Consider the following 23,805-nt stretch of genomic DNA (forward strand, 5'->3'; position numbering starts at 1 on the left):
TTTCATAAAAGCTTGTAGGGCAGAATACCACGGCGGTCATGATCGACCGATATGCGGCTTTTGAGTGGTGGGACAGCGCGCTGAACACATTCAGCGCGTTCGCATATGCGGCAAGAAACACCTATTGGGTCAAAAGCAGAGCGCGTGGCGATATCGAGCCCATCGGCATAGACAAAGTCCTGCGCATGAGTCACCTCGCAGCCAAGTGCTATGGCATAGCGGCGCTGTGGGGCATTGAAACCGCCTTCGCTCTTCGTGAGTTCTGTCGCGACACAAAGATAGCGCGCACCGTCCGGCGTTTCCGCAAGCTGCCGGATAATACGCCCCGGCGTTTCAAACGCCTGATGCACATTCCACAGCGGACAAGCCGCACCATAACGCGCGAATTGCAGCTTTGCCGCACTGTGGCGCTTGGTGATGTTTCCTGCCCGATCGATGCGCGCAAAAAACACCGGCACACCGCGTTGGCCCGATCTCTGCAAGGTGCTTAAACGGTGCGCGACCTGTTCAAGGCTTGCGCCGAAACGCGACGCCAGCAATTCCAGATCATGCCGCAGCTCTTTCGCTGCAGACAAAAAGTTCTGATAAGGCAGCATCAGCGCGCCAGCAAAATAATTGCGTAGTCCAATTTTGCAAATTTCGACAGCTTCTGTTGAGCGAAAATCTGCACGCTTCGCAATTGCTGTGACCGTTTCCTCCATTTCCAGTTCTGCAATCTGAAATGCGATCTGAAAATTTCGTGTTGAAGCGGGCGAATAAGGATTGAGGTAGAGAATGCGGGTTTCAGGGTTGAAACGACGCAGAATTGCCTCATCCGGATCAGCGCGTGCGACGCGCACCCGGTGATGACTTTCCATATATTGCGGCAGCGCCAAGCCAATATCCCGCGCTGGAATGTCGAGCTTCTCAGCAAGCTTTTCTGCGGCAATATCAATCTCATGGACGTAATTGTCGATAAAATGGAAAAAGTCGCGCACTTCTTCATAAGGTGCTGGCTCGGCGACTGACGGCGCGCGCCCAAGCTGATTATCGAGGCTTGCCAATTGCTCGCTGTTGCGCCGATAGGCCTGATGACAAGCGATCAGCGCATGCGCCAGTCCCGGCGCATTCTGCGTGATCAGCTTCAGTTCCTGCAAATTTGGCTTGTAATTATCAAAGACAGGATCAGCCAAGGCTTCTGATACAGCGGATAACAAACGATCATCATCGCCCAGTGAAATCGCACCAATGTCGATCTGGTAGTTCTCGGCGAGCGCCAGCAAAACAGCAGCTGAAACCGGCCGCTGATTGTTCTCGATCTGGTTCAGATAACTCGTTGAAATACCTAAGCGTTCAGCAAAACCGGACTGGGTTGTCCGATGCTGCTCGCGTATCTCACGGATCTTTCTGCCAACGTAAAGTTTTCTCGGTGCCATGTTTGCAAATTCGCATTTCGCTATTTGCAAATTTATAAATTACACAGCCACACCTTTTCAAGCTTTCAGAATGCGGCATACTGGCTCTAATCATTGAGACAACAACCCGCAATTTCATAGCTTTCCAAAGGCATAGCGAATGCAGGAACTTCTCCAACAACTTGAAGCACGTCGCACGGAAGCGCGCCTTGGCGGCGGGCAAAAACGCATTGATGCCCAGCACGGCAAAGGCAAGCTCACTGCCCGCGAAAGACTGGAAGTGCTGCTCGACGAGGGATCGTTCGAGGAGTTTGATATGTATGTCACGCATCGCTGCACCGACTTCGGCATGGAGAAGCAGAAAATCGCGGGCGATGGCGTCGTTACCGGTTGGGGCACGATCAATGGCCGGCAAGTCTATGTGTTCAGTCAGGACTTCACCGTTCTTGGCGGTTCGCTGTCCGAAACCCATGCGCAGAAAATCTGCAAGATCATGGATATGGCGATACAGAACGGCGCGCCGGTGATCGGCCTCAATGATTCTGGTGGCGCACGTATTCAGGAAGGCGTGGCATCGCTCGCGGGCTATGCTGACGTCTTCAAGCGCAATGCCGATGCTTCAGGCGTTATTCCGCAGATTTCCGTCATCATGGGACCATGTGCCGGTGGCGCGGTTTATTCTCCAGCCATGACCGACTTCATTTTCATGGTGCGCGACTCATCTTACATGTTCGTGACGGGGCCGGATGTGGTCAAAACCGTCACCAATGAGATTGTGACGGCGGAAGAACTTGGTGGCGCACGCACGCATACGCAGAAATCCTCTGTTGCCGATGGCGCTTATGAAAACGATATCGAGACGCTCGAACAAGTGCGTCTTCTGTTCGATTTCCTGCCGCTCAACAATCGCGAAAAATCGCCTACCCGCCCTTTCCACGACGATCCCGCGCGCCTCGAAATGCGGCTCGACACGCTGATCCCCGATAGCGCCAATAAGCCCTACGATATGAAGGAGCTCATCCTTGCGCTGGCGGATGAAGGCGACTTCTTCGAAATTCAGGAAGCTTTTGCCAAGAATATCATCACCGGCTTCATTCGCATGGAGGGTAAGACCATTGGTGTCGTCGCCAATCAACCGATGGTGCTGGCTGGTTGCCTTGATATCGATTCGTCGCGCAAAGCTGCACGCTTCGTGCGCTTTTGCGATGCTTTCAACATTCCGATCCTGACACTTGTCGATGTTCCGGGCTTTTTGCCCGGTACAGCGCAGGAATATGGCGGCGTGATCAAGCATGGTGCGAAACTATTGTTTGCATATAGCCAGGCCACCGTTCCGATGGTGACACTCATCACCCGTAAAGCCTATGGCGGCGCTTATGACGTGATGGCTTCCAAACATATCGGCGCAGACATGAATTATGCATGGCCCACCGCCGAGATTGCCGTCATGGGTGCCAAGGGTGCCACCGAAATCCTTTATCGCTCCGAACTTGGTGACACTGAAAAGATTGCAGCCCGAACGAAGGAATATGAGGAGCGTTTTGCCAATCCTTTCGTTGCGGCTGAACGCGGCTTCATTGATGAGGTCATCATGCCGCATTCATCCCGCCGCCGCATCGCCCGCGCTTTCTCTGCTCTGCGTAACAAGAGCCAGAACACGCCCTGGAAAAAACACGACACAATTCCGCTTTGATAGCGATGAGTGGGAACAAAATGATAAAGAAAATCCTCATTGCCAATCGCGGCGAAATCGCTTGCCGGGTTATCAAAACGGCAAAGAAAATGGGCATTGCTACGGTCGCGGTCTATTCCGACGCCGACCGAAATGCGCTGCATGTAAAAATGGCTGACGAAGCGGTGCATATTGGACCCGCGCCCTCGAATCAGTCCTATATCGTCATTGATAAAATACTTGCCGCAATCAAAGAAACGGGGGCTGATGCCGTACACCCCGGCTATGGCTTTCTGTCGGAAAATTCACGCTTCGCCGAGGCATTGAAAGCGGCCAATGTTACCTTCATCGGCCCGCCAGTAAACGCCATCGAGGCTATGGGTGACAAAATCACCTCAAAGAAACTCGCAGCCCGGGCGGGTGTCTCCACCGTCCCCGGCCATATGGGGCTAATCGAAGACGCCGATGAGGCGGTCCAAATCGCAAGCAAAGTCGGCTATCCGGTGATGATCAAGGCCTCTGCTGGCGGCGGCGGCAAGGGTATGCGCATTGCATGGAACGACGAAGAAGCCCGCGAAGGCTTCCAGCTCTCGCGCAATGAAGCCAAGTCTTCCTTCGGCGATGACCGCATCTTTATAGAAAAATTTGTCACTCAGCCGCGCCATATCGAAATTCAGGTTCTTGGCGATCAACACGGCAACGTCATCTATCTGGGCGAACGCGAATGCTCCATCCAGCGCCGCAATCAAAAGGTCATTGAGGAAGCACCTTCGCCTTTCCTCGATGAAGCAACCCGAAAAGCCATGGGCGAACAGGCTGTCGCGCTTTCCAAAGCGGTTGGCTATTACTCAGCGGGCACCGTAGAGTTCATCGTCGATGGCGACCGCAATTTCTATTTCCTCGAAATGAATACGCGCCTGCAGGTTGAACATCCGGTTACAGAACTCATCACCGGCATTGATCTGGTTGAAGAAATGATACGCGTTGCGTCGGGCGGAAAACTACGCATCACACAAGCCGATGTGAAGCTTAATGGATGGGCCATAGAAAGCCGCCTATATGCCGAGGATCCCTATCGCAACTTCCTGCCATCCATTGGCAGGCTGACCCGCTATCGCCCTCCGGTTGAAGGTCACAGCAAAAATGGCTGTGTCATCCGCAACGATACGGGCGTCTTCGAGGGCGGCGAAATTTCAATGTATTATGACCCCATGATTGCAAAGCTCTGCACATGGGGACCAGATCGATTGAGCGCAATCGGCGCCATGGGCGAAGCGCTCGATGCGTTTGAAGTGGAAGGCATCGGCCACAATCTGCCGTTCCTTTCAGCGGTTATGGATCATCCGCGTTTTCGGGCAGGTAGGCTGACCACAGCCTTCATCGCGGAAGAATATCCTGACGGGTTTGCAGGCGTCACAGTGTCGGAAGAAGACGCGCACGTGCTTGCAGCCGTTGCAGCACAAATCAACATGGTTGTTGAGCAGCGTAACAGCCAAATTTCCGGCAGACTTTCAACACAAGTGCAGTCGGTGGCAACCGACTGGGTTGTTACATTCAGTGGCTTCAGCTTGGCCTTCCGGATCGCTGAAGGCGAAGGCGGCACGACAATCAACTTTGTCGATGGGCTAAGCCTGCCGGTCGCCAGCGACTGGCATCCGGGTAATCAGCTTGGATCATTCACAGTTGGCGGCAAGTCAGTTGCCGTAAAGGTTTTGCGTTCAGGAACCGGTTGGCGGTTGCGCTGGCGTGGCATGGATGTCGTTGCGCATGTGCGCTTACCGCGCGTGGCAGAACTGGCAAAACTCATGCCCGTCAAGCTGCCGCCCGATACGTCGAAGATGCTGCTTTGCCCGATGCCCGGCGTCATAACCTCTGTGCTCGTGAAGGATGGCGAGACGGTCGAGGCTGGCCAACCACTTGCCACGGTAGAAGCTATGAAAATGGAAAACGTGCTGCGCGCAGAACGCCGTGCTACCGTAAAACGCATCGCTGCGGAGGAAGGCGCAAGCCTTGCGGTCGATGAACTCATTATGGAATTTGAGTGACCCTTCGAGACAGCGCTTCGCGCCTCGTCAGGATGAGCTATCGAAGATGGCGTCTCGAAAGACTGGGGGAGAGAAAAGCGTATGGGATGGAGAATAAGCCAATGACGCAGAAGACCCGCACGGATTGGGAGGCATTGGCCGAAAAGGAACTGAAACGCCCCGCAGATAGCCTTGTCTGGCACACACCTGAAGGCATAAACGTCAAACCGCTCTACACCGAGGATGACCTCGATCAGGTCGGGCATCTCGGCACCCTACCCGGATTTGAGCCATTCTTACGCGGCCCACGCGCCACCATGTATGCGGGCCGTCCTTGGACCATCCGTCAATATGCGGGCTTCTCCACCGCTGAGGCTTCCAACACCTTTTATCGCAAGGCCCTTGCTGCCGGTCAGCAAGGCGTGTCGGTGGCCTTCGACCTCGCCACTCACCGCGGCTATGACAGTGATCATCCTCGCGTTGAGGGCGATGTCGGCAAGGCAGGCGTGGCGATAGACTCCGTCGAAGACATGAAAATCCTTTTCGACGGCATCCCGCTTGAGAAAATCTCAGTCTCCATGACTATGAATGGCGCGGTGATCCCGATCCTCGCCAATTTCATCGTGGCGGGCGAAGAACAAGGCGTGTCGCGTGATCTGCTTTCCGGCACCATTCAGAACGATATTCTGAAAGAATTTATGGTCCGCAACACCTATATTTATCCGCCTGAGCCATCTATGCGGATCATCGCCGATATCATCGCCTATACCGCGACCGAAATGCCGAAGTTCAATTCGATCTCCATCTCCGGCTATCACATGCAGGAAGCAGGCGCCACGTTAGTGCAGGAACTGGCTTTCACTCTTGCTGATGGCCGCGAATATGTACGCGCGGCACTCAACAAAGGTCTCAATGTTGATGAGTTTGCTGGGCGGTTGTCATTCTTCTTCGCCATCGGCATGAACTTCTTTATGGAAATCGCCAAGCTGCGTGCGGCCCGCCTGCTCTGGTCGCGGATCATGAAAGAATTTGACCCGAAGAAGCCCGGATCGCTAATGCTGCGCACGCATTGCCAGACATCCGGCGTATCGTTGCAGGAGCAAGACCCCTACAACAACATTGTCCGCACAGCTTTTGAGGCCATGTCCGCGGCACTCGGCGGCACCCAATCACTGCACACCAATTCATTCGATGAAGCCATTGCTTTGCCGACAGAATTCTCCGCCCGCATCGCGCGTAACACGCAGCTTATTTTGCAGAACGAAACCGGCGTCAGCAAGGTTGTCGATCCACTCGCTGGATCATACTACATCGAAAGCCTGACCAATGAACTCGCAGAAAAAGCATGGGCCCTGATTGAGGAAGTCGAAAGCTTAGGCGGCATGACCAAGGCTGTCGAAAGCGGTCTGCCTAAGCGTCTGATTGAGGAAGCCGCAACCAGACGACAGGCTGCGGTAGATAAAGGCGAAGAAGTCATCGTCGGCGTCAACAAGTTCCGTCTGGAACAGGAAGACCCAATCGATATTCTCGACATCGACAACACAGCAGTTCGCCAATCCCAGATCGTCCGCCTGAACCGGATCAAAGAAACACGCAACAGGGCAAGAGTTGAAGGAGCCTTGGCTGAACTGGAGAAGGTGGCGAAAACTGGCGAAGGAAATATTCTGGCAGCAGCGGTTGAAGCAGCGCGTGCCCGCACAACAGTCGGCGAAATTTCCGACGCCATGCGCAGCGCCTTTGGTGACCATACTGCGGTGCCTAAGGTCGTGAGAAAAGTCTACGGCGCAGCCTACGAGGACGAGCCGGAATATCTGACGCTCGTGGAACGTCTGGAAGAGTTCTCCAAGCATACGGGCGACAAGCCCCGTATTATGGTGGCCAAGCTTGGTCAGGATGGCCATGATCGAGGCGCGAAAGTCATCGCGTCAGCCTTCGGTGACATTGGCTTTGAAGTGCTTGCTGGTCCACTATTTCAAACGCCGGAAGAAGCAGCTGATATGGCCATCAAGGCCAAAGTTCATGTGTTGGGCGTTTCATCTTTGGCTGCTGGCCATAAGACGCTGCTGCCCCAGCTCGTAGATACACTTCGAAAAAAAGGTGCCGAAAATATCATCGTCGTTTGTGGCGGTGTCGTCCCGCGTCAGGATTATCAATACCTGTTCGACCACGGCGTATCGGCTGTATTCGGCCCCGGCTCTAATGTGCTCGATTGCGCACGCGCAGTGCTTGACCTCATGGAAGGCAAACGCCGAAATCAATGAACACAATCAGATAGATAAACGAGAAAAGAGACTCATTTTCTGAGCCTCTTGAGAAGCCGGACGAAGAGCCCGGCTTCATTACTAATATCCTATCAGTTCTTCGGGCCTGCAAACCCAGCAATCGTGGAGCTGGTAACCGATACTGGATCGCTTGCTGGAAATGTGTCTTCCAGCCCTTCATCCAACTGGCGCTCCAGCTCAGTTTTGTCGCCCGACCGACGCGCACTTGGAGTGGTCAACAAGCTTGCAGGTTCAATACCGCACTCAGTACAGGCGACACTTAAGGCCTCTCCGAGCTTGAGCGCTGCCTTGCGTATCACAGCATCCCGTGCGAGCTCGTTACCCGTATCATTCTCAACCTTGACCGTAATTCTCTCTTCGCTCTCGGTTACGAATTCGACCATGTAGGTCGCAAACCCGCCAAGCGAACTGACACGTGTTTCAACAATTTCCATAGCTTTACCTCCGCGTTTCACCTCCTGAAACAACGGTAATCCGCGCCGATAGTTCCCGAAAAGGAACCGGTCTCACGCTGGAGCGTTTTCAGACAAACTGTGGGAGGACATGATGTCTCAGTTTTTTACACAACTAAGCGAGAAGGCAGCTGAACTAGCCGGGCATTATGCTGCTTTTATTCTCGCGGCAGTGTTCATCCTGATTTGGGGTGTAAGTGGCCCCTTTTTTGACTTTTCTGATACGTGGCAGCTGGTTGTGAACACCTCAACGACGATTATTACGTTCCTGATGGTGTTTTTGATCCAGAATTCACAGGACCGCGAAGCAAGCGCGACACAAGCCAAGCTCGATGAAATTCTGAACCACCTCTGTATTCTTAAAAGTGAGACAATTGGCGCTGAGCATCTGCCACTGGATAAATTGAAAGCCATGGTCAAGCATCTGGAAACCGAAGGCCACTATCCCGGCGCTTCACGTGAACCCAAGCAGTCAAAGTGATTGAGCTGTAAGCACTCGCTCTTTCCCGCGCGAACGATCGACCTATATGCAAACTAGGAGAGAAAATCGGAAGGAGATTTGTATGGCCATAACTCGAAAAGAAGAAGCTCGTGCGTTGAACACTGAGGAAAAAGAGCTGGTAGAAAAATCACACCATCCGCTTCTTCAGGATGTTCCTGATTCAGAGCTTTCACAACTGGCCAAGCTGTTACGTGATCGCCGCAGCAAAGCACGTGATCAGGCCCACCAGCGCCGCCGCGAAATGCGCGGTAAGGCAGTTGCGCGTGGTGCTTCCGCATCCAAGGCCGATGACGGTTCGCATCTAAAAGTGTCGGTTCTGGCCATGGCGATGCGCCGTATCAACGCAGAAGTTGATCGCCGCCGCAGCATGTCGGCGAGCAATGACCTGATTGCGAATGCGCAGAAAGCGCTGGCAACGAAGAAAGCCAATGAAAAGAATGATAAGACTTTTAATACCCGTCATGCGCGACATGGTATGCGAAATATACCCAACGAGAAGGCCGATAGTCTCATCCGGCCAATGGAGCGTGGTCGCCTGAAAAAGGCCGCCAGTGTCGCTCAGGCAAAGCGCGACTCTCGACAGGAAGCTGCGAGTTAAATCTCAACGAAGCTTCTCCTGGAAGGAATACAGTCTTCCAGGAGAAAAATAAAAGCATTAAAAACAATATACTAAAGTCGTTTCTTATAAAATAGATTACAGCATTTCCAAGGCTGTTTCGCGCGTTGGTGGCGCGAAGGTTCGATCCAGCAAAGTCAGTTGCTCTTCGGTGAGCTTTATATCCGCCGCGTTGCGATTTTCACGAACATGGCCGAGCTTTGATGTCTTCGGAATCGCAATCACATTGCCATTGCGCATGGTCCACGCAAGCGCGACAGCCGCTGGGGAAACTCCGACTTCATCGGCAACTTCATGCAGTACACTGTTTCCCAACAACCTGCCTTGTTCGATCGGTGAATAAGCCATCAGCGGAATTTTCTGACTTGCACACCACGGCATCAAATCAAATTCTGGCCCACGCCGGATCAAATTATAAAGTATCTGATTGGTGGCTGCCGCTTTCCCGCCTGTTAGATCAATCAGTTCTTTCATATCGGCAACGTCGAAATTACTGACACCCCATGCACCGATCTTGCCCGCCTGCTGCAATTTTTCAAAGGCAGACAAGGTCTCCTCCAGCGGATACCGCCCACGCCAATGCAAGAGATAAAGATCAATCTTTTCTGTGCCAAGCCGCATGAGACTACGCTCACACGCTTCAATCGTACCCTCTTGAGAGGCGTTATAGGGCAACACTTTACTGACGAGAAAGACGGCATCTCGATGACCTTTGATCGCCTCGCCCACTACTTCTTCCGCGCCACCATCGGCATACATTTCGGCAGTGTCGATCAGCGTCATGCCAAGTTCGATACCGCATTGCAGCGCCTCGACTTCCAGTCGTCGCTGCCGCGCATCTTCGCCCATATACCAGGTGCCCTGCCCGAGCGCTGGCACGAGCATGTCCGAAGCCAGTTTCACATGGGGAATTGTTCCGGTCATGGTTTGCCTCGTTCATGGATTGCGACTGTCACAAAGAACATAGGCTACATTAGAGCGCATCCCAAAAAGTGAGAAACGATTTTTGGATAAGTTGCGCGACAACACAAAGAGATATAGCGCCGATCCGATTCAGTTAGATCGAAACAGGCTCTAAGCGAACTGCAATCCAAAGCCCTGCATCAATCGACGAATGGCATAGTCAGGCTTTTGAGAGGTGAAGACCGCAAGATCATTGTGATGATGCAACTCTTTATTGATCTCACGTGATGGCAAAAGCGATACGGTGCGCCGTGCGATCGCTTCCGCAGGATCAAGCCAGTCAACCGGCCAGGGAGCCAGTCGCCGAAACACATTTGCGAGAAATGGATAGTGCGTGCAGGCGAGCACAACAATATCCGTGCGCTCGCCATCTTTTTCAACAAAGCACGGCGTAATCTGTTCAATAACCAGCGCCTCGTCGATTTCTTCACCGCGAATATGCGCCTCAGCGACCGCAGCAAGCCGGTCAGCTCCAACCAGTCGCACATGACATTGCGTGGCAAACGATTGGATCAGATCGCGAGTATAGGCGCGCTTCACTGTCCCAGGCGTAGCCAGAACGGAAACCAGCCGAGATGATGTGCGCTCAGCGGCGGGCTTGATCGCAGGAACAGTACCGACAAAAGGCACGTCCGGATAAGCACGGCGCAGATCATCTAACACCAAAGTCGACGCGGTATTGCAGGCAATGACCGCAATTTCTGGATTGTGCTCCGCGATGAATTTGCCAAAAAGCTCAACAATGCGCGCGCGCAACGCTTCTTCTTCCCATCCGCCATAAGGAAAACCGGCATCGTCCGCAATGTAGACAAACCGACGGTCAGGCATCAGCACCCGCGCTTCCCGCAAAACCGTCAAGCCGCCAATGCCACTATCGAATACCAATATGGGTTTTTCATACGTGGCGGTCGCCGTTTCGAAACGATCAGCTGCGGGAGCGTGTTTCATTCAGCCTTGTCCTCTGTTGCGGGCTTGCGGGCCCGGCTTTCCGGTGCACCTGAACCGCGCGGCTTTTTGGGTGTGAAAACATCAAGCGAGGTGATGACGCCACGCAGAAGCTTGAGTTCTGCGGATGCAAAACCTGCGCGCGTCAGCACCGAACGCAGATTGTTGACCATGATTTCTTTCTTCGCCTCGGGGCGGAAATAACCCCGAATATCAAGTGCTTCTTCCAGATGATTGAAAAGACTCTGCAATTCCAGCTTGGGCGCCGCTTCCATTTCCGGTCCACGGAAAACCGTATCGGTTTCGGTTTGGAGACCAGACTTCATCCACTCATAAGACATCAGCAGCACAGCTTGCGCGATATTGAGTGAGGCAAATGCCGGATTAACAGGGAAAGTCACCAGCTCATCGGCAAGGCCAACTTCTTCGTTGCTCAAGCCGAAACGTTCGCGACCAAATAGAATACCCGTCTTCTCTCCAGCAGTAAAACGACGGCGCAACTCACCATTCGCTTCCACAGGACTACGCACTTGCTTGAAGCCATCGCGTTCGCGTGCCGTGGTTGCGTAAACGAAGTTCAAGTCAGAAATCGCCGAGGGCAGATCCTCGTACACGACCGCATTATCGATGATATGATCCGCTTTGCTGGCAGCAGCACGCGCTTTTTCGCTCGGAAATTCTTCACGTGGTTGGACAAGTCGTAACTCGGCAAGACCAAAATTCGCCATGGCGCGCGCTACCATGCCGATATTCTCCGGCAATTGCGGGTTCACCAGAATGATCGCCGGTCCTTCGGTGATCAGCGTGCGCTGTTTGTCTGTTCCTGCCATGATATTTTCCGCTAAAGCATGGCGCAGCTAAAAGTCTCATTCAGCGTCCGCGACCATGCGACAATTGTAAGAAATCAGAGCTATCAAATCCGGTAAAATTAAGTGCGATACGCTCTGATGCTTTAGGATCGTGGCGCTTCCCTGACATAATTGACAGAAAATCGCAAAGATTCCCCTTACATCCGATCTGGAAATTCAGGTGTAGTAGCGGAATAACACCAGTCTGCCTCCCATCCATGCCAGACTGTTGGCACCGACATCGAAGTTTACAGGGAGGAAAATCATGTCCGGCAAAAAGATTCTCATGATCTGCGGCGATTTCTGCGAAGATTACGAAACAATGGTTCCGTTCCAGACGCTTCTCGCCGTTGGCCATAAGGTCCATGCTATATGCCCCGGCAAAAAGGCAGGCGATGCCATTGCGACAGCCATTCACGACTTCGAGGGCCACCAGACCTATACCGAAAAGCCGGGCCATAACTTCACCCTCAACGCAACATTCGCCGACGTGAAGGCTGAAAGCTATGACGCGCTCGTCATTCCCGGTGGGCGAGGACCGGAATATTTGCGCCTCGATGATAAAGTCATAGCAATCGTCAAACATTTTTTTGAAGCCAACAAACCTGTTGCGGCTGTCTGCCATGGCGCTCAGCTTCTAGCCGCCGCCCGCGTTCTCGAAGACCGTACCTGCTCGGCCTATCCTGCCTGTCGCCCAGAAGTAGAACTCGCAGGCGGCACGTATGCGGATATCCCCGTTGATCAGGCCATTACAGACGGCAATCTGGTGACAGCACCTGCCTGGCCTGCCCACCCAGTATGGTTGTCGCAATTTCTCAAAGTACTCGGCACCAAAATCACGCACAGTTAGTTGAATTTCTGCCTGCAACTCTAATCCGGTTGCAGGCAGACAAAATCTACGCGACATTATGGTTGGAGAGATTTCGGGAGGAAACCATGTGCAGATTGTTCATCGGGGCAGACCCGGAACTTTGGCAAAGCGTCACACGCTCGTTGCGTATTGATGGGGTGGTAACCAGTGTGCGGCTCGAAAACTTCTTCTGGTGGGCACTGGAAGATATTGCTGCGCGCGATGATCTTACCGTTAATCGCCTGCTTGGTCGTCTCTATGGTGAATCGCGCGCCGAGGGCCATGATCTGGATAATTTTGCATCGTTCCTGCGTGTTTGCTGTGGCCGATATCTGGCACTGCAGGTCAGTGGTCTTGTCCCAACAGACAAAGCAACAGCAATTTCGACGCTCGACGCAGATGCAATTCTGCTGCACGAACGAGAATCCTATCGCGATCAGCACTCAGCATGGCGAAAGCCCGCACATCATGCTGCCTAAAATAGCAATTCCCAAAATTTTGACCTGAGAATCTGGCTATAGGCCAAAGAATAAGCCTCTGACACTTTGCCTTCGCGGTTACCGATGCTATACGGTCGCGACGCATTAAATGAGAGGCTTTATCAATGGCAAAAATCAAGGTTGCGAACCCGGTCGTTGAACTCGACGGCGATGAAATGACCCGCATCATCTGGCAGTTCATCAAGGACAAGCTGATCCATCCCTACCTCGACATCGATCTGAAATATTACGATCTGTCAGTAGAACATCGTGATGAAACCAATGACCAGGTTACCATTGATGCGGCCAATGCCATCAAGGAACATGGCGTCGGCGTAAAATGCGCAACCATCACGCCGGACGAAGCACGCGTTGAAGAATTCAAGCTCAAGAAGATGTGGAAGTCGCCAAACGGCACCATCCGCAACATTCTCGGTGGCGTTATCTTCCGCGAACCGATTATCTGCAAGAACGTTCCTCGTCTGGTTCCAGGCTGGACGCAGCCGATCATCGTGGGCCGTCATGCTTTCGGTGACCAGTACCGCGCGACCGACTTCAAATTCCCCGGCAAGGGCACCTTGTCGATCAAGTTTGTCGGTGAAGATGGTGAGACCATCGAGCACGAAGTCTATCAGGCTCCGGCGGCTGGCGTGGCAATGGCCATGTACAACCTCGACGAATCGATCCGTGAATTTGCGCGCGCCTCGCTGAACTATGGCCTGCAGCGCAATTACCCGGTCTATCTCTCGACCAAGAACACCATCCTCAAAGCCTATGATGGTCGCTTCAAGGACATCTTCGAAGAAGTCTACCAGGCTGAATTCGCTGAAAAGTTCAAGGCAGCCAAGATCTGGTACGAACATCGCCTGATCGACGACATGGTTGCTTCGGCCCTCAAGTGGTCCGGCGGCTATGTTTGGGCATGTAAGAACTATGACGGCGACGTGCAGTCCGATATCGTGGCACAGGGCTTCGGCTCGCTCGGCCTGATGACCTCAGTTCTGATGACACCAGATGGCAAGACCGTTGAAGCTGAAGCTGCACACGGCACCGTGACCCGTCACTATCGTCAGCACCAGAAGGGCGAGGAAACCTCGACCAATTCGATCGCTTCGATCTTCGCATGGACCCGCGGCCTTGCTCACCGTGCAAAGCTTGACGAGAATGCTGAGCTGAAGCGTTTTGCCGACACGCTTGAAAAGGTCTGCGTAGACACCGTTGAATCCGGCTTCATGACCAAGGATTTGGCGCTGCTTATCGGTCCAGATCAGCCTTGGCTCTCGACCACCGGCTTCCTCGACAAGATCGACGAAAACCTCCAGAAGGCAATGGCTGCTTAAAGCATTTCCAGCAAAAAAACGCGAAGCAGTTTTGCGTTAGATAATGCATAAAAACAAATAGTTACAGCGGCTTCAGCGCTTCAGTCTGAACTGGAGCCGCTGTAAGCCTATCTGGTAAACGATAAAACGGCGGGATTTTCCCGCCGTTTTTTATTGGTTCGTAGCAATTTGCCCTCGCAAGCAGTCGACCTGCCAGATAGTCTGTCTCTGTTGAAATAGGGAGGACTATATGTCGACAATTCGGGTATTAACGCCGCAAGACCGGACTGCATGGGAACCATTGTGGGGCGCTTATCAGGTATTTTACGAAGTCGACATTCCAGCTGAAACCACGAACCTCACATGGGAGCGTTTTCACGACGCTTCGGAACCCATGCATGTCTTAGGTGCATTTGATGACGACGGACGTCTTGTCGGTTTCGTGCATGCGATCTTTCACCGCTCCTGCTGGCTACCGAAATGGACCTGCTATCTTCAAGACCTCTATGTCGAGAACAGCCAGCGCGGAAAAGGCACCGGCGCAGCCCTGATCGACGCTGTGGCTGATCTGGCGCGCGAAGAAGGCGCAGGGAGGCTCTATTGGCTCACGCATGAAAGCAATGCAACTGCACGCCGCCTCTATGACAGCATCGCGCAACAGTCTGGATTCATTCAATATCGTAAGGCCTTATAAAAAAGCCGGTTTTCCGTTTCTTTTTGGCGAGAGAAAGAGCATCCTGTTGCCAAGCCTGCAGGGAGGATGACCAATGAGCGATTTGAAGCTTTACACCAACCCCATGTCACGCGGACGCATTGCGCGCTGGATGTTAGAGGAAATCGGCAAACCTTACGATGTAGAGATCCTCGATTTTGGCCCACCGATGAAAGGGCACGATTACTGTTCCATCAACCCAATGGGCAAGGTTCCAGCAATTCGCCATGGCAAGGATATTGTGACCGAAGTCGCAGCCATTTGCGCCTATCTCGCGACGACCTTCCCAGAGGCCGGACTGGCCCCGCATCCCGACGAGCGTGCTGATTTCTATCGCTGGCTGTTCTTCACATCAGGTCCGGTCGAAGCAGCTCTCTCCAACCACGCGCTTGGCTATGAAGTGCCCGCCGACAAACAAGGCATGGTGGGTTATGGCAATTACGATACCGTCGTAAGTACGCTGGAGAATGCCGTCTCCCGCCACCCCTATATTACCGGCACGCGGTTCACTGCAGCCGACGTCTATGTCGGCTCACATATTGGTTGGGGATTGCGTTTTGGCACATTGCCGCCAAAACCTGCCTTTACGGCCTATTGGGATCGTTTGAAAGATCGTCCGGCCATGAAACGCGCCAATGAACTCGACGACGCAGCAGCGGCGGTTACCAAGAAATAATCAGAGCTGGAAAGTCTTTGCAAAAGCTTGGACTCCATTGGGTGAGAAGGCAATAACCCGGCCTTCTTCCCGACGCGCCCAGCCTTTATCGATGAAGTTTTTCAAAAGCGCCGCGCCCAATGCACCGCCGAGGTGGTTACGCCTCTCGCTCCAGTCAAGACAATGTCGGCAAAGCGGTCGCTTACCCTTTTGCAACATATCCACATCAATGCCGAGGCAAGAGAAAAATGACTTCCCTTCATCGGTAAGCAGAGGCTCGCTGGCATCACCGATCAGACCAAGCTTGTAGGATGCCTCGAGCATTTCAACGCCGCGCTCGCCTGCCAGATGATCGTAGCAAATTCGCGCCTTACGCAGCGCATGATCTTTCGGTCCGGTACGAACACGTACTGCGCCGGTGCGTTGTGCAAGCCCCATAAGTCCTTCAAGAACCTGCGCAACATCTACGCCCGAAAGACGGAAATAGCGATGCCGTCCCTGCTTTTCAGCGACGAGCAGATTGGCAACATCCAACTTGGACAAATGGCCGCTTGCAGTTTGAATCGTTACACCTGCAGCGGAAGCAAGCTCACTCACCGTCAAAGCGCGACCGTCCATAAGCGCGGTCAACATGTTGGCGCGTGCCGGATCGCCCAGCAAAGCTGCAACGGAAGCTATAATCGGACCATCTTTCATACTTCGATGCTAACCGAAGCATGGACGCATTTCAATACGCTAAACAGTCTCCAACCAACACATCAAATGCAGGAGACCACGATGATTACATGCTTCATCCGCTATCAGATTGAACCGTTCAAAGCAGACGCTTTTGCGGAGTATGCGCGCAACTGGGGTCAGGCAAGTCCCCGCTGTGGCGCGAACCTGATTGGCTATTTCGGCCCACATGAAGGCTCAACCACCACAGCCTATGGGGTCTATTCCGTAGAAAATCTTGCCAACTATGAAGCATTTCGTGCTCGACTTGCAGCCGACCCGATTGGTCGAGAGAACTATGAATTCGCAAAACGCGAACAATTCATCCGCTCGGAAGAGCGTATTTTTCTCCAGCTACAGTCAGCCCCCCACGCGGAGTTTATCAAGCAATGATCGCTGTTATTTTTGAAGTCTGGCCTGCGGACGATGAGCGGCGCGAGCAATATCTCAATATAGCCGCAGGCCTGCGCGCCGATCTGTCTCAAATTGATGGCTTTATATCCATTGAGCGCTTTCAAAGCCTGGTTGAGCCTCAGAAACTCTTATCTCTGTCGTTCTGGCGTGACGAAGACGCTGTGAAGCGGTGGCGTAATTTGCCGACACACCGGATTGCTCAGACCAAGGGGCGCGCTGGCGTTTTTGAAAACTACCGCCTGCGCATTGCAGACATCTCGCGCGATTACGGTCTGAATGAACGCGAAGAAGCTCCAAACGATAGTCGGAATGCGCATGCTGCATAAAGAAAAGGCCGGCGAAACCCGGCCTTTTCGATTTCGATCTCGATTTGATCAAACGATCAACGCTTTCACTGCAGCGATTGCTTCGTTTGCTTTAGTACCATCTGGGCCACCGGCCTGCGCCATATCCGGACGTCCGCCACCGCCTGCACCGCCAAGGGCACCAGATGCAGCACGCACCAGATCAACCGCACTGAAACAACCAACCAGATCTTCAGTCACAGCAGCAACCGCACTGGCCTTGCCGTCTTCACCGACACCGATGAACAGAACAACACCGGAACCAACCTGCTTCTTGCCTTCGTCAGCAAGTGGCTTGAGATCGCGCGGCGAAACACCGGTCACGACCTTGCCGAGGAAGTTGACGCCATTGACGGCTTCCACAGCACTGCCGCCATCAGACGCACCACCGCTCAGCGCCAGTTGTCTGCGGGCTTCGGTAAGCTCGCGTTCCAGCTTCTTACGCTCATCAACCAAAGCGTTGACACGCTCAAGTGCGTCTGATGGCGTCGTCTTAAGAACGCCGGCGATTGCCTTGACGCGCTCGTCCTGTTCTTCGAGGTACAGGCGAGCTGCCTCACCCGTCAGCGCTTCCATACGGCGAACACCGGCAGCGACACCGCTGTCGGACAGAATACGCACGAGGCCAATATCACCCGTCTGGCGAACATGCGTGCCACCGCAAAGCTCAACAGAGTAAGCCTTGTCAGCCTTTTCGCCGTGCGTAGCCGTCCCCATTGAAACAACACGAACTTCGTCGCCATACTTTTCGCCGAACAGCGCCATTGCACCTTCAGCAATCGCATCATCAACCGCCATCAAACGCGTCGAAACCGGTGCGTTCTGCAGGATGATCTCATTGGCGAGATTCTCGACAGCCGTCAGCTCCTCAGCCGAAATCGGCTTCGGATGCGAGAAGTCGAAACGCAGACGATCAGGAGCCACAAGCGAGCCCTTCTGAGCAACATGCGAGCCGAGCGTTTCGCGCAGCGCTTCATGCAGAAGATGGGTTGCTGAATGGTTGGAGCGGATGCGTGTACGACGCACCGCGTCGACCTTTAATTCGACTGCGTCGCCGACTTTGGCCGAACCTTTGGTGACTTCGCCAGTATGAACGAAAACGCCCTCACCCTTCTTCTGCGTGTCTTTGACAGCAATCGCAAAGCCTTCGCCGGAAATCGTTCCGGTATCGCCCTGCTGGCCACCGGACTCGCCGTAGAACGGTGTCTGATTGACGATTACAGAAACGGTTTCGCCTTCCGCAGCCGCTGGAACCTCCGCACCGTCACGGACAAGCGCAGTGATCACGCCTTCAGCGATTTCAGTTTCATAGCCAAGGAATTCGGTCGCACCGACCTTATCCTTGATACCAAACCAAATGGTTTCAGTTGCAGCTTCGCCCGAACCGGCCCAGTTGGCGCGTGCTTCGGCCTTCTGACGTTCCATGGCGACCTTGAAACCGTCGGTATCGACAGTCACACCACGCTGACGCAGCGCATCCTGCGTGAGATCGAGAGGGAAGCCGTAAGTGTCGTAGAGCTTGAAAGCAGTCTCACCATCAAGACGATCACCTTCAACGAGCTTTTCGGAAGCATCCGAAAGCAGGCCAAGGCCGCGTTCAAGCGTCTTGCGAAAACGAGTTTCTTCAAGCTTGAGGGTTTCGGAGATCAGCGCTTCAGCGCGGATCAGTTCCGGATAGGCCTGACCCATTTCACGGATGAGCGCTGGCAGCAGACGCCACATCAATGGTTCTTTTGCACCGAGCAGCTGCGCATGGCGCATGGCACGGCGCATGATGCGGCGCAGTACATAACCGCGACCTTCATTCGACGGCAGAACGCCGTCGGCAATCAGGAAGCTTGATGCGCGTAAGTGATCGGCGATAACGCGATGGCTCGCACGGAAATCGCCTTCCGCCTTAACGCCAGTCGCGTCTTCCGATGCGCGGATCAATGCCTTGAAAAGATCGATATCGTAATTGTCATGCACACCCTGCAGAACCGCCGCGACGCGTTCCAGACCCATGCCCGTATCAATCGACGGACGTGGCAGATCGATGCGCTGCTCAGGAGAGAGCTGCTCGAACTGCATGAAAACAAGATTCCAAATTTCGATGAAACGATCGCCGTCTTCATCTGCGGAGCCGGGAGGGCCACCCCAGATATGATCGCCATGATCGTAGAAGATTTCCGAACAAGGACCGCAGGGGCCGGTATCACCCATTGCCCAGAAATTGTCGCTCGTCGCAATGCGGATGATGCGATCATCCGAAAGACCGGCGATCTTCTTCCAGAAATTCGCAGCGTCGTCATCTGTGTGATAAACGGTGACAAGGAGCTTATCTTTGTTGAGGCCAAACTCTTTTGTGATCAGGTTCCACGCATGGCTGATCGCTTCTTCCTTGAAGTAGTCGCCAAAGGAGAAATTACCGAGCATTTCAAAGAACGTGTGGTGACGAGCCGTGTAGCCGACATTGTCCAGATCGTTGTGCTTGCCGCCGGCACGCACGCATTTCTGCGAAGTGGTCGCGCGGCTGTATGGGCGCTGTTCAAGACCGGTAAAGACGTTCTTGAACTGCACCATGCCCGCATTGGTGAACATGAGTGTTGGGTCGTTGCGCGGCACCAACGGGCTTGATGAAACAACCTCGTGTCCGTTCTTGCGGAAATAGTCGAGGAATGTGGACCTTATCTCGTTGACGCCAGCCATAATTCACCCTTGGACATTTTCTGCCCTGCATGAGAAGCACCTCTCAACAAGGCGCATCGATTATCTTTTCACCACCCGCAAGGTTGCAACGATGTCCGGCACTTTCATGCCGCCAGGCTTCGACTGCCCGATCATGGAAAGTCCGTGAGGTGGAGTTTCGGTTGACCGCTTTTAACGGGGCACCGCTTTTCTGTCCAGATAAGCAGTGTGCGCTATAAAAGCAATTTCTCCCGGAAAGTATGAAAACGACAACTATGCAACAGTGTTTGTGGCATTTCCAGCAAAAGCGCGATGCGCTTTTGCGTAGGATAACGCTCAAAAACAACTCGTTACAGTGGTTCCAAAGATTCAGCTTTCGCTGGAACCGCTATAAGCTCAAAAGCAAAAGCCCCGCGCTATGCGCAGGGCTTTCATCTGTTTCGTCACAAGACGAATTTTACATTTCTGCAGCTTCCGGACCATCATCCGCTTCTGGACCGCCATCTTCAAGGAACTGCTCGGCAATCAGCCCAGCATTCTGACGGAGCGTCGTTTCGATTTCTTTCGCAACTTCCGGATTATCCTTGAGATACTGCTTGGCATTTTCACGGCCCTGCCCCAGACGCTGGGAATTATAGGAGAACCATGCGCCCGACTTCTCAACAACACCGGCTTTGACGCCAAGATCGACCAATTCGCCCATCTTGGAAACGCCTGCACCATACATGATGTCGAATTCAACCTGCTTGAATGGAGGTGCAAGCTTGTTCTTGACCACCTTCACGCGGGTCTGGTTGCCCACAACTTCGTCACGCTCCTTAATCGAACCAATACGGCGAATATCGAGACGCACCGATGCGTAAAACTTAAGCGCATTACCGCCAGTCGTCGTTTCAGGCGAACCGAACATGACACCGATCTTCATACGAATCTGGTTGATGAAGATCACCATGCAGTTCGAACGTGAGATCGAAGCGGTGAGCTTACGCAATGCCTGGCTCATCAATCGTGCCTGAAGGCCAGGCAAAGAATCGCCCATTTCACCTTCAATTTCCGCACGTGGTGTCAGAGCTGCAACCGAGTCGATAACCAGAACATCAATGGCGCCGGAACGCACAAGCGTATCCGTGATTTCAAGCGCCTGTTCGCCAGTATCAGGCTGCGAGATCAGCAGATTCTCAAGATCCACACCAAGCTTGCGGGCGTACACCGGATCAAGCGCATGTTCCGCATCCACAAATGCACAGATGCCGCCCTTTTTCTGAGCTTCTGCAATCGTATGGAGCGCAAGCGTCGTCTTACCCGAGCTTTCCGGACCATAAATTTCTACGATACGTCCCTTGGGCAGACCGCCGACGCCCAATGCAATATCGAGAGAAAGCGAACCGGTCGACACCGTTTCAATCTCTACAACCTGATCATTCTGACCAAGGCGCATAATCGAGCCTTTGCCGAACGCCCGTTCGATCTGCGACAGAGCCGCATCGAGAGCCTTTGTCTTGTCCACTGAATTTTCCTCAACAAGTCGCAATGAATTCTGAGACATCTTACACCATCCTCTTGTCTCGCTAGAAGCCCGGCGGGCTCATTGCCAATATCTATTTGTATCTGTTTTGTTCTCATTTTGCAATAAGGACAAGATATTGATTTCTATATGTTTAATATTTTTGTTCTATTATTGTTCCATTTAATTAGAAACTTGTAATTTGCAAGACTGTCCACGCTTTAGTTCTAAAAAATGTGTGGTCGGGCGGTTCGATTCGCAATCTACGCATAAAAAACGCAGCCCTTCTTGCAAAGAGCTGCGTCACGATACGGATTAAATCCGATTCTCTAATTTAGGAGCTAGCGCCACGCAGCGGCGAAATCTGGATTTCTACGCGACGATTCTGCGCGCGTCCGTCTGGCGTTGCGTTGGTAGCGACTGGCTGGCTCGCACCATAACCGATGACTGCAAAGCGACGTGGATCGATACCCTGCGAACCAAGATAGCTTGCAACCGAAGAAGCGCGGCGCTGCGACAGACCCTGATTATAGCTTGCGCTACCGGTTGAGTCGGTGTGACCGAGAACGTCGACAAGAGTCTGGTTGAACTTGCGCAGCACGATCGCAACGGAATTAAGCGTTGGGTAGAACTGGCTCTTAACCTGATCCTGATCGGTATCGAAAGTGATGGCCGATGGCATGTTCAGGATGATCTGATCGCCATTACGCGTAACCGAAACGCCGGTTCCCTGCAGCTGGTTGCGCAACTCGGATTCCTGGCGATCCATGTAATTGCCGATAGCGCCGCCACCCAGCGCGCCAATACCAGCACCGATCAGAACAGCGTTACGCTGTGCGCGGCTGGAACCACCGACCATCAAGCCGCCGAGCGCGCCGACAGCCGCACCAATTGCAGCACCGCCAGCGGTGTTCGACACCTTCTGATCACCAGTATAAGGGTCGGTAGTGCAGCCTGCCAGAAATGTGGCACCGATAAGGGCAATCCCGATTTTTTTCAGCATGTATAGGTCATCCTCAATTGTCGATTCGTCGCGAATGATAACTTCGATTAAGGCCGGATGGTGTCTTTAAATCCCCATCCGCGACTTTTAAAACGCGTTTTGTTCTGATTGCAACAGATCACCGATCAATTGATCGCTAGTGCCTTACCCAATGCGCCCACAAGAACGCAACTGTGTGGCATAACGATTGGCCATCGACTGCGCACGTTTCGCACCATTCAGCGCGGTTGCGTTGCCACGCCAGACACCGCGCGAATAGCCTCCATGCCCGGAATAGTAAGCGAGATAGAGACTGTACGCATCTGCCCGGTTAATGCCATTCTTCTGGTAGCTCTGGTAATGATACCAGCCGATGAAGTGAATAGCGTCGCTGAAATTGCTTCGTGATGCAGTCCAGCGCCCGGTTTCCCGCTTATAGCGATCCCACGTTCCATTTAGTGCCTGAGAATAACCATAGGCACTGGAAGCGCGCTTCCATGGGATAAATCCGAGCAGCTTGGTGCGCGGCGGACGCGCATAAGGGCGGAATCCGGATTCGGTATAGATTGTCGCCATCAGAACATGGACCGGCACACCGAACTCACGCGAAGTGCGGGCCGCGTCCTTCTGCCAATTATTTATCCAGCCGTCGCGTTGATCAAAGACTGCGCAAACATTACTGACCTGCCGTGGGGCGGTCGCGCAGCCACCAAGAATAACGAGCGCGACGAGAAACAAAACGCGCGTCATGGGGAAACCTCGTTGCTTTTAAAAATTGATAAAACGTAAATATTAAAGAGGAATTAAATTAAAACGTTGAATTTATTATGGTTACTGTAAAGTTTACCGTCACTTCTCAAGGTTGCCGGATTGTTGAAATCATTGATAAATCAAGCCCTGTCTTTGATTGTGGAGTACGACTAGCGATTGCACAGAACAGCAGTTTACCGTGCTCGATGAAGGCCGAATTGTGACCTATACCGTCTGGGCAATGATTGGCGCTCTTGAATGAGAGGCCAAGTGAGCAATATTTCGCTATAAAAACGCAGGAACAAGCTGGCTGGAGGAATAGCAATGAACGTGCAAAAGCTTCGCGCCGCTTACAACGGATATGTTTCCTGCCTGAATGCTCAGGATTGGCCGTCGCTACATCATTTCGTTGCAGAAACAGCCCAGCATAACAGTCGACATTTGGGTCTTACTGGGTATCGGGAAATGCTTATCCGCGACTATCAGCAAATACCTGATCTTCGCTTCAACATCGGATTGCTGGTTGCTGAACCGCCGATTATTGCCAGTCGTCTTGATTTTGACTGCACGCCAATCGGAAGTTTTCTCAATCTGCCGGTCAACGGCAAAAAGATCCAGTTTTCGGAGAATGTCTTTTACGAATTCGTCGATTACAAAATCGATAAAGTTTGGTCCGTCATCGACAAATCGGCCATCGAAGCGCAGTTGTCGCGGTAG

Annotated in this window: 23 protein-coding genes; 13 read left to right on the forward strand and 10 right to left on the reverse strand. The window is 53.0% G+C overall.

The genetic code is table 11. The annotated features are described in order from the left end of the window. Window positions 1-2: 2 nt before the first annotated feature. Entirely contained in the window at window positions 3-1,415 is a 1,413-nt protein-coding gene (locus CES85_RS15560) for a helix-turn-helix domain-containing protein (RefSeq protein ID WP_095446782.1), read from the reverse strand. A gap of 139 nt (window positions 1,416-1,554) precedes the next feature. On the opposite strand from CES85_RS15560, the gene CES85_RS15565 reads away from it, so the two are divergent. The 3 genes from CES85_RS15565 to scpA all read left to right on the forward strand — a co-directional run bounded on the left by CES85_RS15565 (window position 1,555) and on the right by scpA (window position 7,351). Further along, a complete protein-coding gene (locus CES85_RS15565) occupies window positions 1,555-3,087 on the forward strand; it encodes an acyl-CoA carboxylase subunit beta (protein ID WP_095446783.1) in 1,533 nt (510 codons plus the stop codon). Window positions 3,088-3,107: 20 nt separating this feature from the next. Continuing rightward, window positions 3,108-5,111 carry an acetyl-CoA carboxylase biotin carboxylase subunit gene (locus CES85_RS15570; RefSeq protein ID WP_095447913.1) on the forward strand — a complete coding sequence of 668 codons (2,004 nt, stop codon included), beginning with the start codon at window positions 3,108-3,110 and terminating at the stop codon, window positions 5,109-5,111. A 101-nt stretch (window positions 5,112-5,212) separates the two neighbouring features. Beyond that, the gene (gene scpA / locus CES85_RS15575; RefSeq protein WP_095446784.1) at window positions 5,213-7,351 is read left to right on the forward strand and encodes a methylmalonyl-CoA mutase; all 2,139 of its coding nucleotides are present in this window, start codon (window positions 5,213-5,215) and stop codon (window positions 7,349-7,351) included. 92 nt (window positions 7,352-7,443) lie between these two features. On the opposite strand, the gene CES85_RS15580 is transcribed toward scpA, so the two are convergent. Beyond that, window positions 7,444-7,806, reverse strand: a complete 363-nt coding sequence (locus CES85_RS15580; RefSeq protein ID WP_095446785.1) for a hypothetical protein — start codon at window positions 7,804-7,806, stop codon at window positions 7,444-7,446. Window positions 7,807-7,915: 109 nt separating this feature from the next. Between CES85_RS15580 and CES85_RS15585 the strand changes: the two genes are divergently transcribed. Beyond that, a complete protein-coding gene (locus CES85_RS15585) occupies window positions 7,916-8,305 on the forward strand; it encodes a low affinity iron permease family protein (RefSeq protein ID WP_244923297.1) in 390 nt (129 codons plus the stop codon). 82 nt (window positions 8,306-8,387) lie between these two features. Continuing rightward, on the forward strand, window positions 8,388-8,924 hold the full coding sequence (locus tag CES85_RS15590) for a hypothetical protein (RefSeq protein WP_095446787.1): 537 nt from the start codon (window positions 8,388-8,390) through the stop codon (window positions 8,922-8,924). A 96-nt stretch (window positions 8,925-9,020) separates the two neighbouring features. On the opposite strand, the gene CES85_RS15595 is transcribed toward CES85_RS15590, so the two are convergent. The 3 genes from CES85_RS15595 to CES85_RS15605 form a co-directional block, all read right to left on the reverse strand. Further along, entirely contained in the window at window positions 9,021-9,866 is an 846-nt protein-coding gene (locus CES85_RS15595; protein ID WP_095446788.1) for an aldo/keto reductase, read from the reverse strand. Window positions 9,867-10,016: 150 nt separating this feature from the next. Continuing rightward, the gene (murI, locus tag CES85_RS15600; protein ID WP_095446789.1) at window positions 10,017-10,853 is read right to left on the reverse strand and encodes a glutamate racemase; all 837 of its coding nucleotides are present in this window, start codon (window positions 10,851-10,853) and stop codon (window positions 10,017-10,019) included. Continuing rightward, entirely contained in the window at window positions 10,850-11,680 is an 831-nt protein-coding gene (locus tag CES85_RS15605; RefSeq protein ID WP_095446790.1) for an RNA methyltransferase, read from the reverse strand. The genes murI and CES85_RS15605 overlap by 4 nt, the downstream gene beginning before the upstream one ends. Window positions 11,681-11,963: 283 nt before the next feature. Here CES85_RS15605 and CES85_RS15610 point away from each other — a divergent pair, with 283 nt between their 5' ends. From CES85_RS15610 to CES85_RS15630, 5 genes are all read left to right on the forward strand, one after another. Beyond that, on the forward strand, window positions 11,964-12,548 hold the full coding sequence (locus tag CES85_RS15610; RefSeq protein WP_095446791.1) for a DJ-1/PfpI family protein: 585 nt from the start codon (window positions 11,964-11,966) through the stop codon (window positions 12,546-12,548). A gap of 86 nt (window positions 12,549-12,634) precedes the next feature. Then, the gene (locus tag CES85_RS15615; RefSeq protein ID WP_095446792.1) at window positions 12,635-13,027 is read left to right on the forward strand and encodes a ribbon-helix-helix domain-containing protein; all 393 of its coding nucleotides are present in this window, start codon (window positions 12,635-12,637) and stop codon (window positions 13,025-13,027) included. A gap of 125 nt (window positions 13,028-13,152) precedes the next feature. Beyond that, window positions 13,153-14,367 (forward strand): NADP-dependent isocitrate dehydrogenase, encoded by a 1,215-nt coding sequence (locus tag CES85_RS15620; RefSeq protein WP_095446793.1) that lies wholly within the window; start codon window positions 13,153-13,155, stop codon window positions 14,365-14,367. A 229-nt stretch (window positions 14,368-14,596) separates the two neighbouring features. Continuing rightward, window positions 14,597-15,040 (forward strand): GNAT family N-acetyltransferase, encoded by a 444-nt coding sequence (locus tag CES85_RS15625; protein ID WP_095446794.1) that lies wholly within the window; start codon window positions 14,597-14,599, stop codon window positions 15,038-15,040. Window positions 15,041-15,113: 73 nt separating this feature from the next. Beyond that, on the forward strand, window positions 15,114-15,734 hold the full coding sequence (locus CES85_RS15630) for a glutathione S-transferase family protein (RefSeq protein ID WP_095446795.1): 621 nt from the start codon (window positions 15,114-15,116) through the stop codon (window positions 15,732-15,734). On the opposite strand, the gene CES85_RS15635 is transcribed toward CES85_RS15630, so the two are convergent. Further along, on the reverse strand, window positions 15,735-16,409 hold the full coding sequence (locus CES85_RS15635; protein WP_095446796.1) for an ArsR/SmtB family transcription factor: 675 nt from the start codon (window positions 16,407-16,409) through the stop codon (window positions 15,735-15,737). It lies immediately after the preceding gene. Between the two features lie 81 nt (window positions 16,410-16,490). Here CES85_RS15635 and CES85_RS15640 point away from each other — a divergent pair, with 81 nt between their 5' ends. After that, the gene (locus tag CES85_RS15640) at window positions 16,491-16,820 is read left to right on the forward strand and encodes an NIPSNAP family protein (protein ID WP_095446797.1); all 330 of its coding nucleotides are present in this window, start codon (window positions 16,491-16,493) and stop codon (window positions 16,818-16,820) included. Then, window positions 16,817-17,167, forward strand: a complete 351-nt coding sequence (locus tag CES85_RS15645; protein WP_095446798.1) for an antibiotic biosynthesis monooxygenase family protein — start codon at window positions 16,817-16,819, stop codon at window positions 17,165-17,167. The genes CES85_RS15640 and CES85_RS15645 overlap by 4 nt, the downstream gene beginning before the upstream one ends. 48 nt (window positions 17,168-17,215) lie before the next feature. On the opposite strand, the gene alaS is transcribed toward CES85_RS15645, so the two are convergent. The 4 genes from alaS to CES85_RS15665 all read right to left on the reverse strand — a co-directional run bounded on the left by alaS (window position 17,216) and on the right by CES85_RS15665 (window position 23,088). Beyond that, window positions 17,216-19,873 (reverse strand): alanine--tRNA ligase, encoded by a 2,658-nt coding sequence (gene alaS, locus CES85_RS15650; RefSeq protein ID WP_095446799.1) that lies wholly within the window; start codon window positions 19,871-19,873, stop codon window positions 17,216-17,218. Between the two features lie 436 nt (window positions 19,874-20,309). Beyond that, window positions 20,310-21,398, reverse strand: a complete 1,089-nt coding sequence (recA, locus tag CES85_RS15655; protein ID WP_024897036.1) for a recombinase RecA — start codon at window positions 21,396-21,398, stop codon at window positions 20,310-20,312. 292 nt (window positions 21,399-21,690) lie between these two features. Beyond that, window positions 21,691-22,359, reverse strand: a complete 669-nt coding sequence (locus CES85_RS15660) for a YiaD family glycine zipper/OmpA-like lipoprotein (protein ID WP_094577423.1) — start codon at window positions 22,357-22,359, stop codon at window positions 21,691-21,693. A gap of 144 nt (window positions 22,360-22,503) precedes the next feature. Continuing rightward, the gene (locus CES85_RS15665) at window positions 22,504-23,088 is read right to left on the reverse strand and encodes a transglycosylase SLT domain-containing protein (RefSeq protein ID WP_095446800.1); all 585 of its coding nucleotides are present in this window, start codon (window positions 23,086-23,088) and stop codon (window positions 22,504-22,506) included. Window positions 23,089-23,412: 324 nt separating this feature from the next. Here CES85_RS15665 and CES85_RS15670 point away from each other — a divergent pair, with 324 nt between their 5' ends. Beyond that, window positions 23,413-23,805 (forward strand): ester cyclase, encoded by a 393-nt coding sequence (locus CES85_RS15670; protein ID WP_095446801.1) that lies wholly within the window; start codon window positions 23,413-23,415, stop codon window positions 23,803-23,805.

Origin of the sequence: Ochrobactrum quorumnocens, from assembly GCF_002278035.1 — a bacterium.
GTDB classification, from domain to species: domain Bacteria; phylum Pseudomonadota; class Alphaproteobacteria; order Rhizobiales; family Rhizobiaceae; genus Brucella; species Brucella quorumnocens.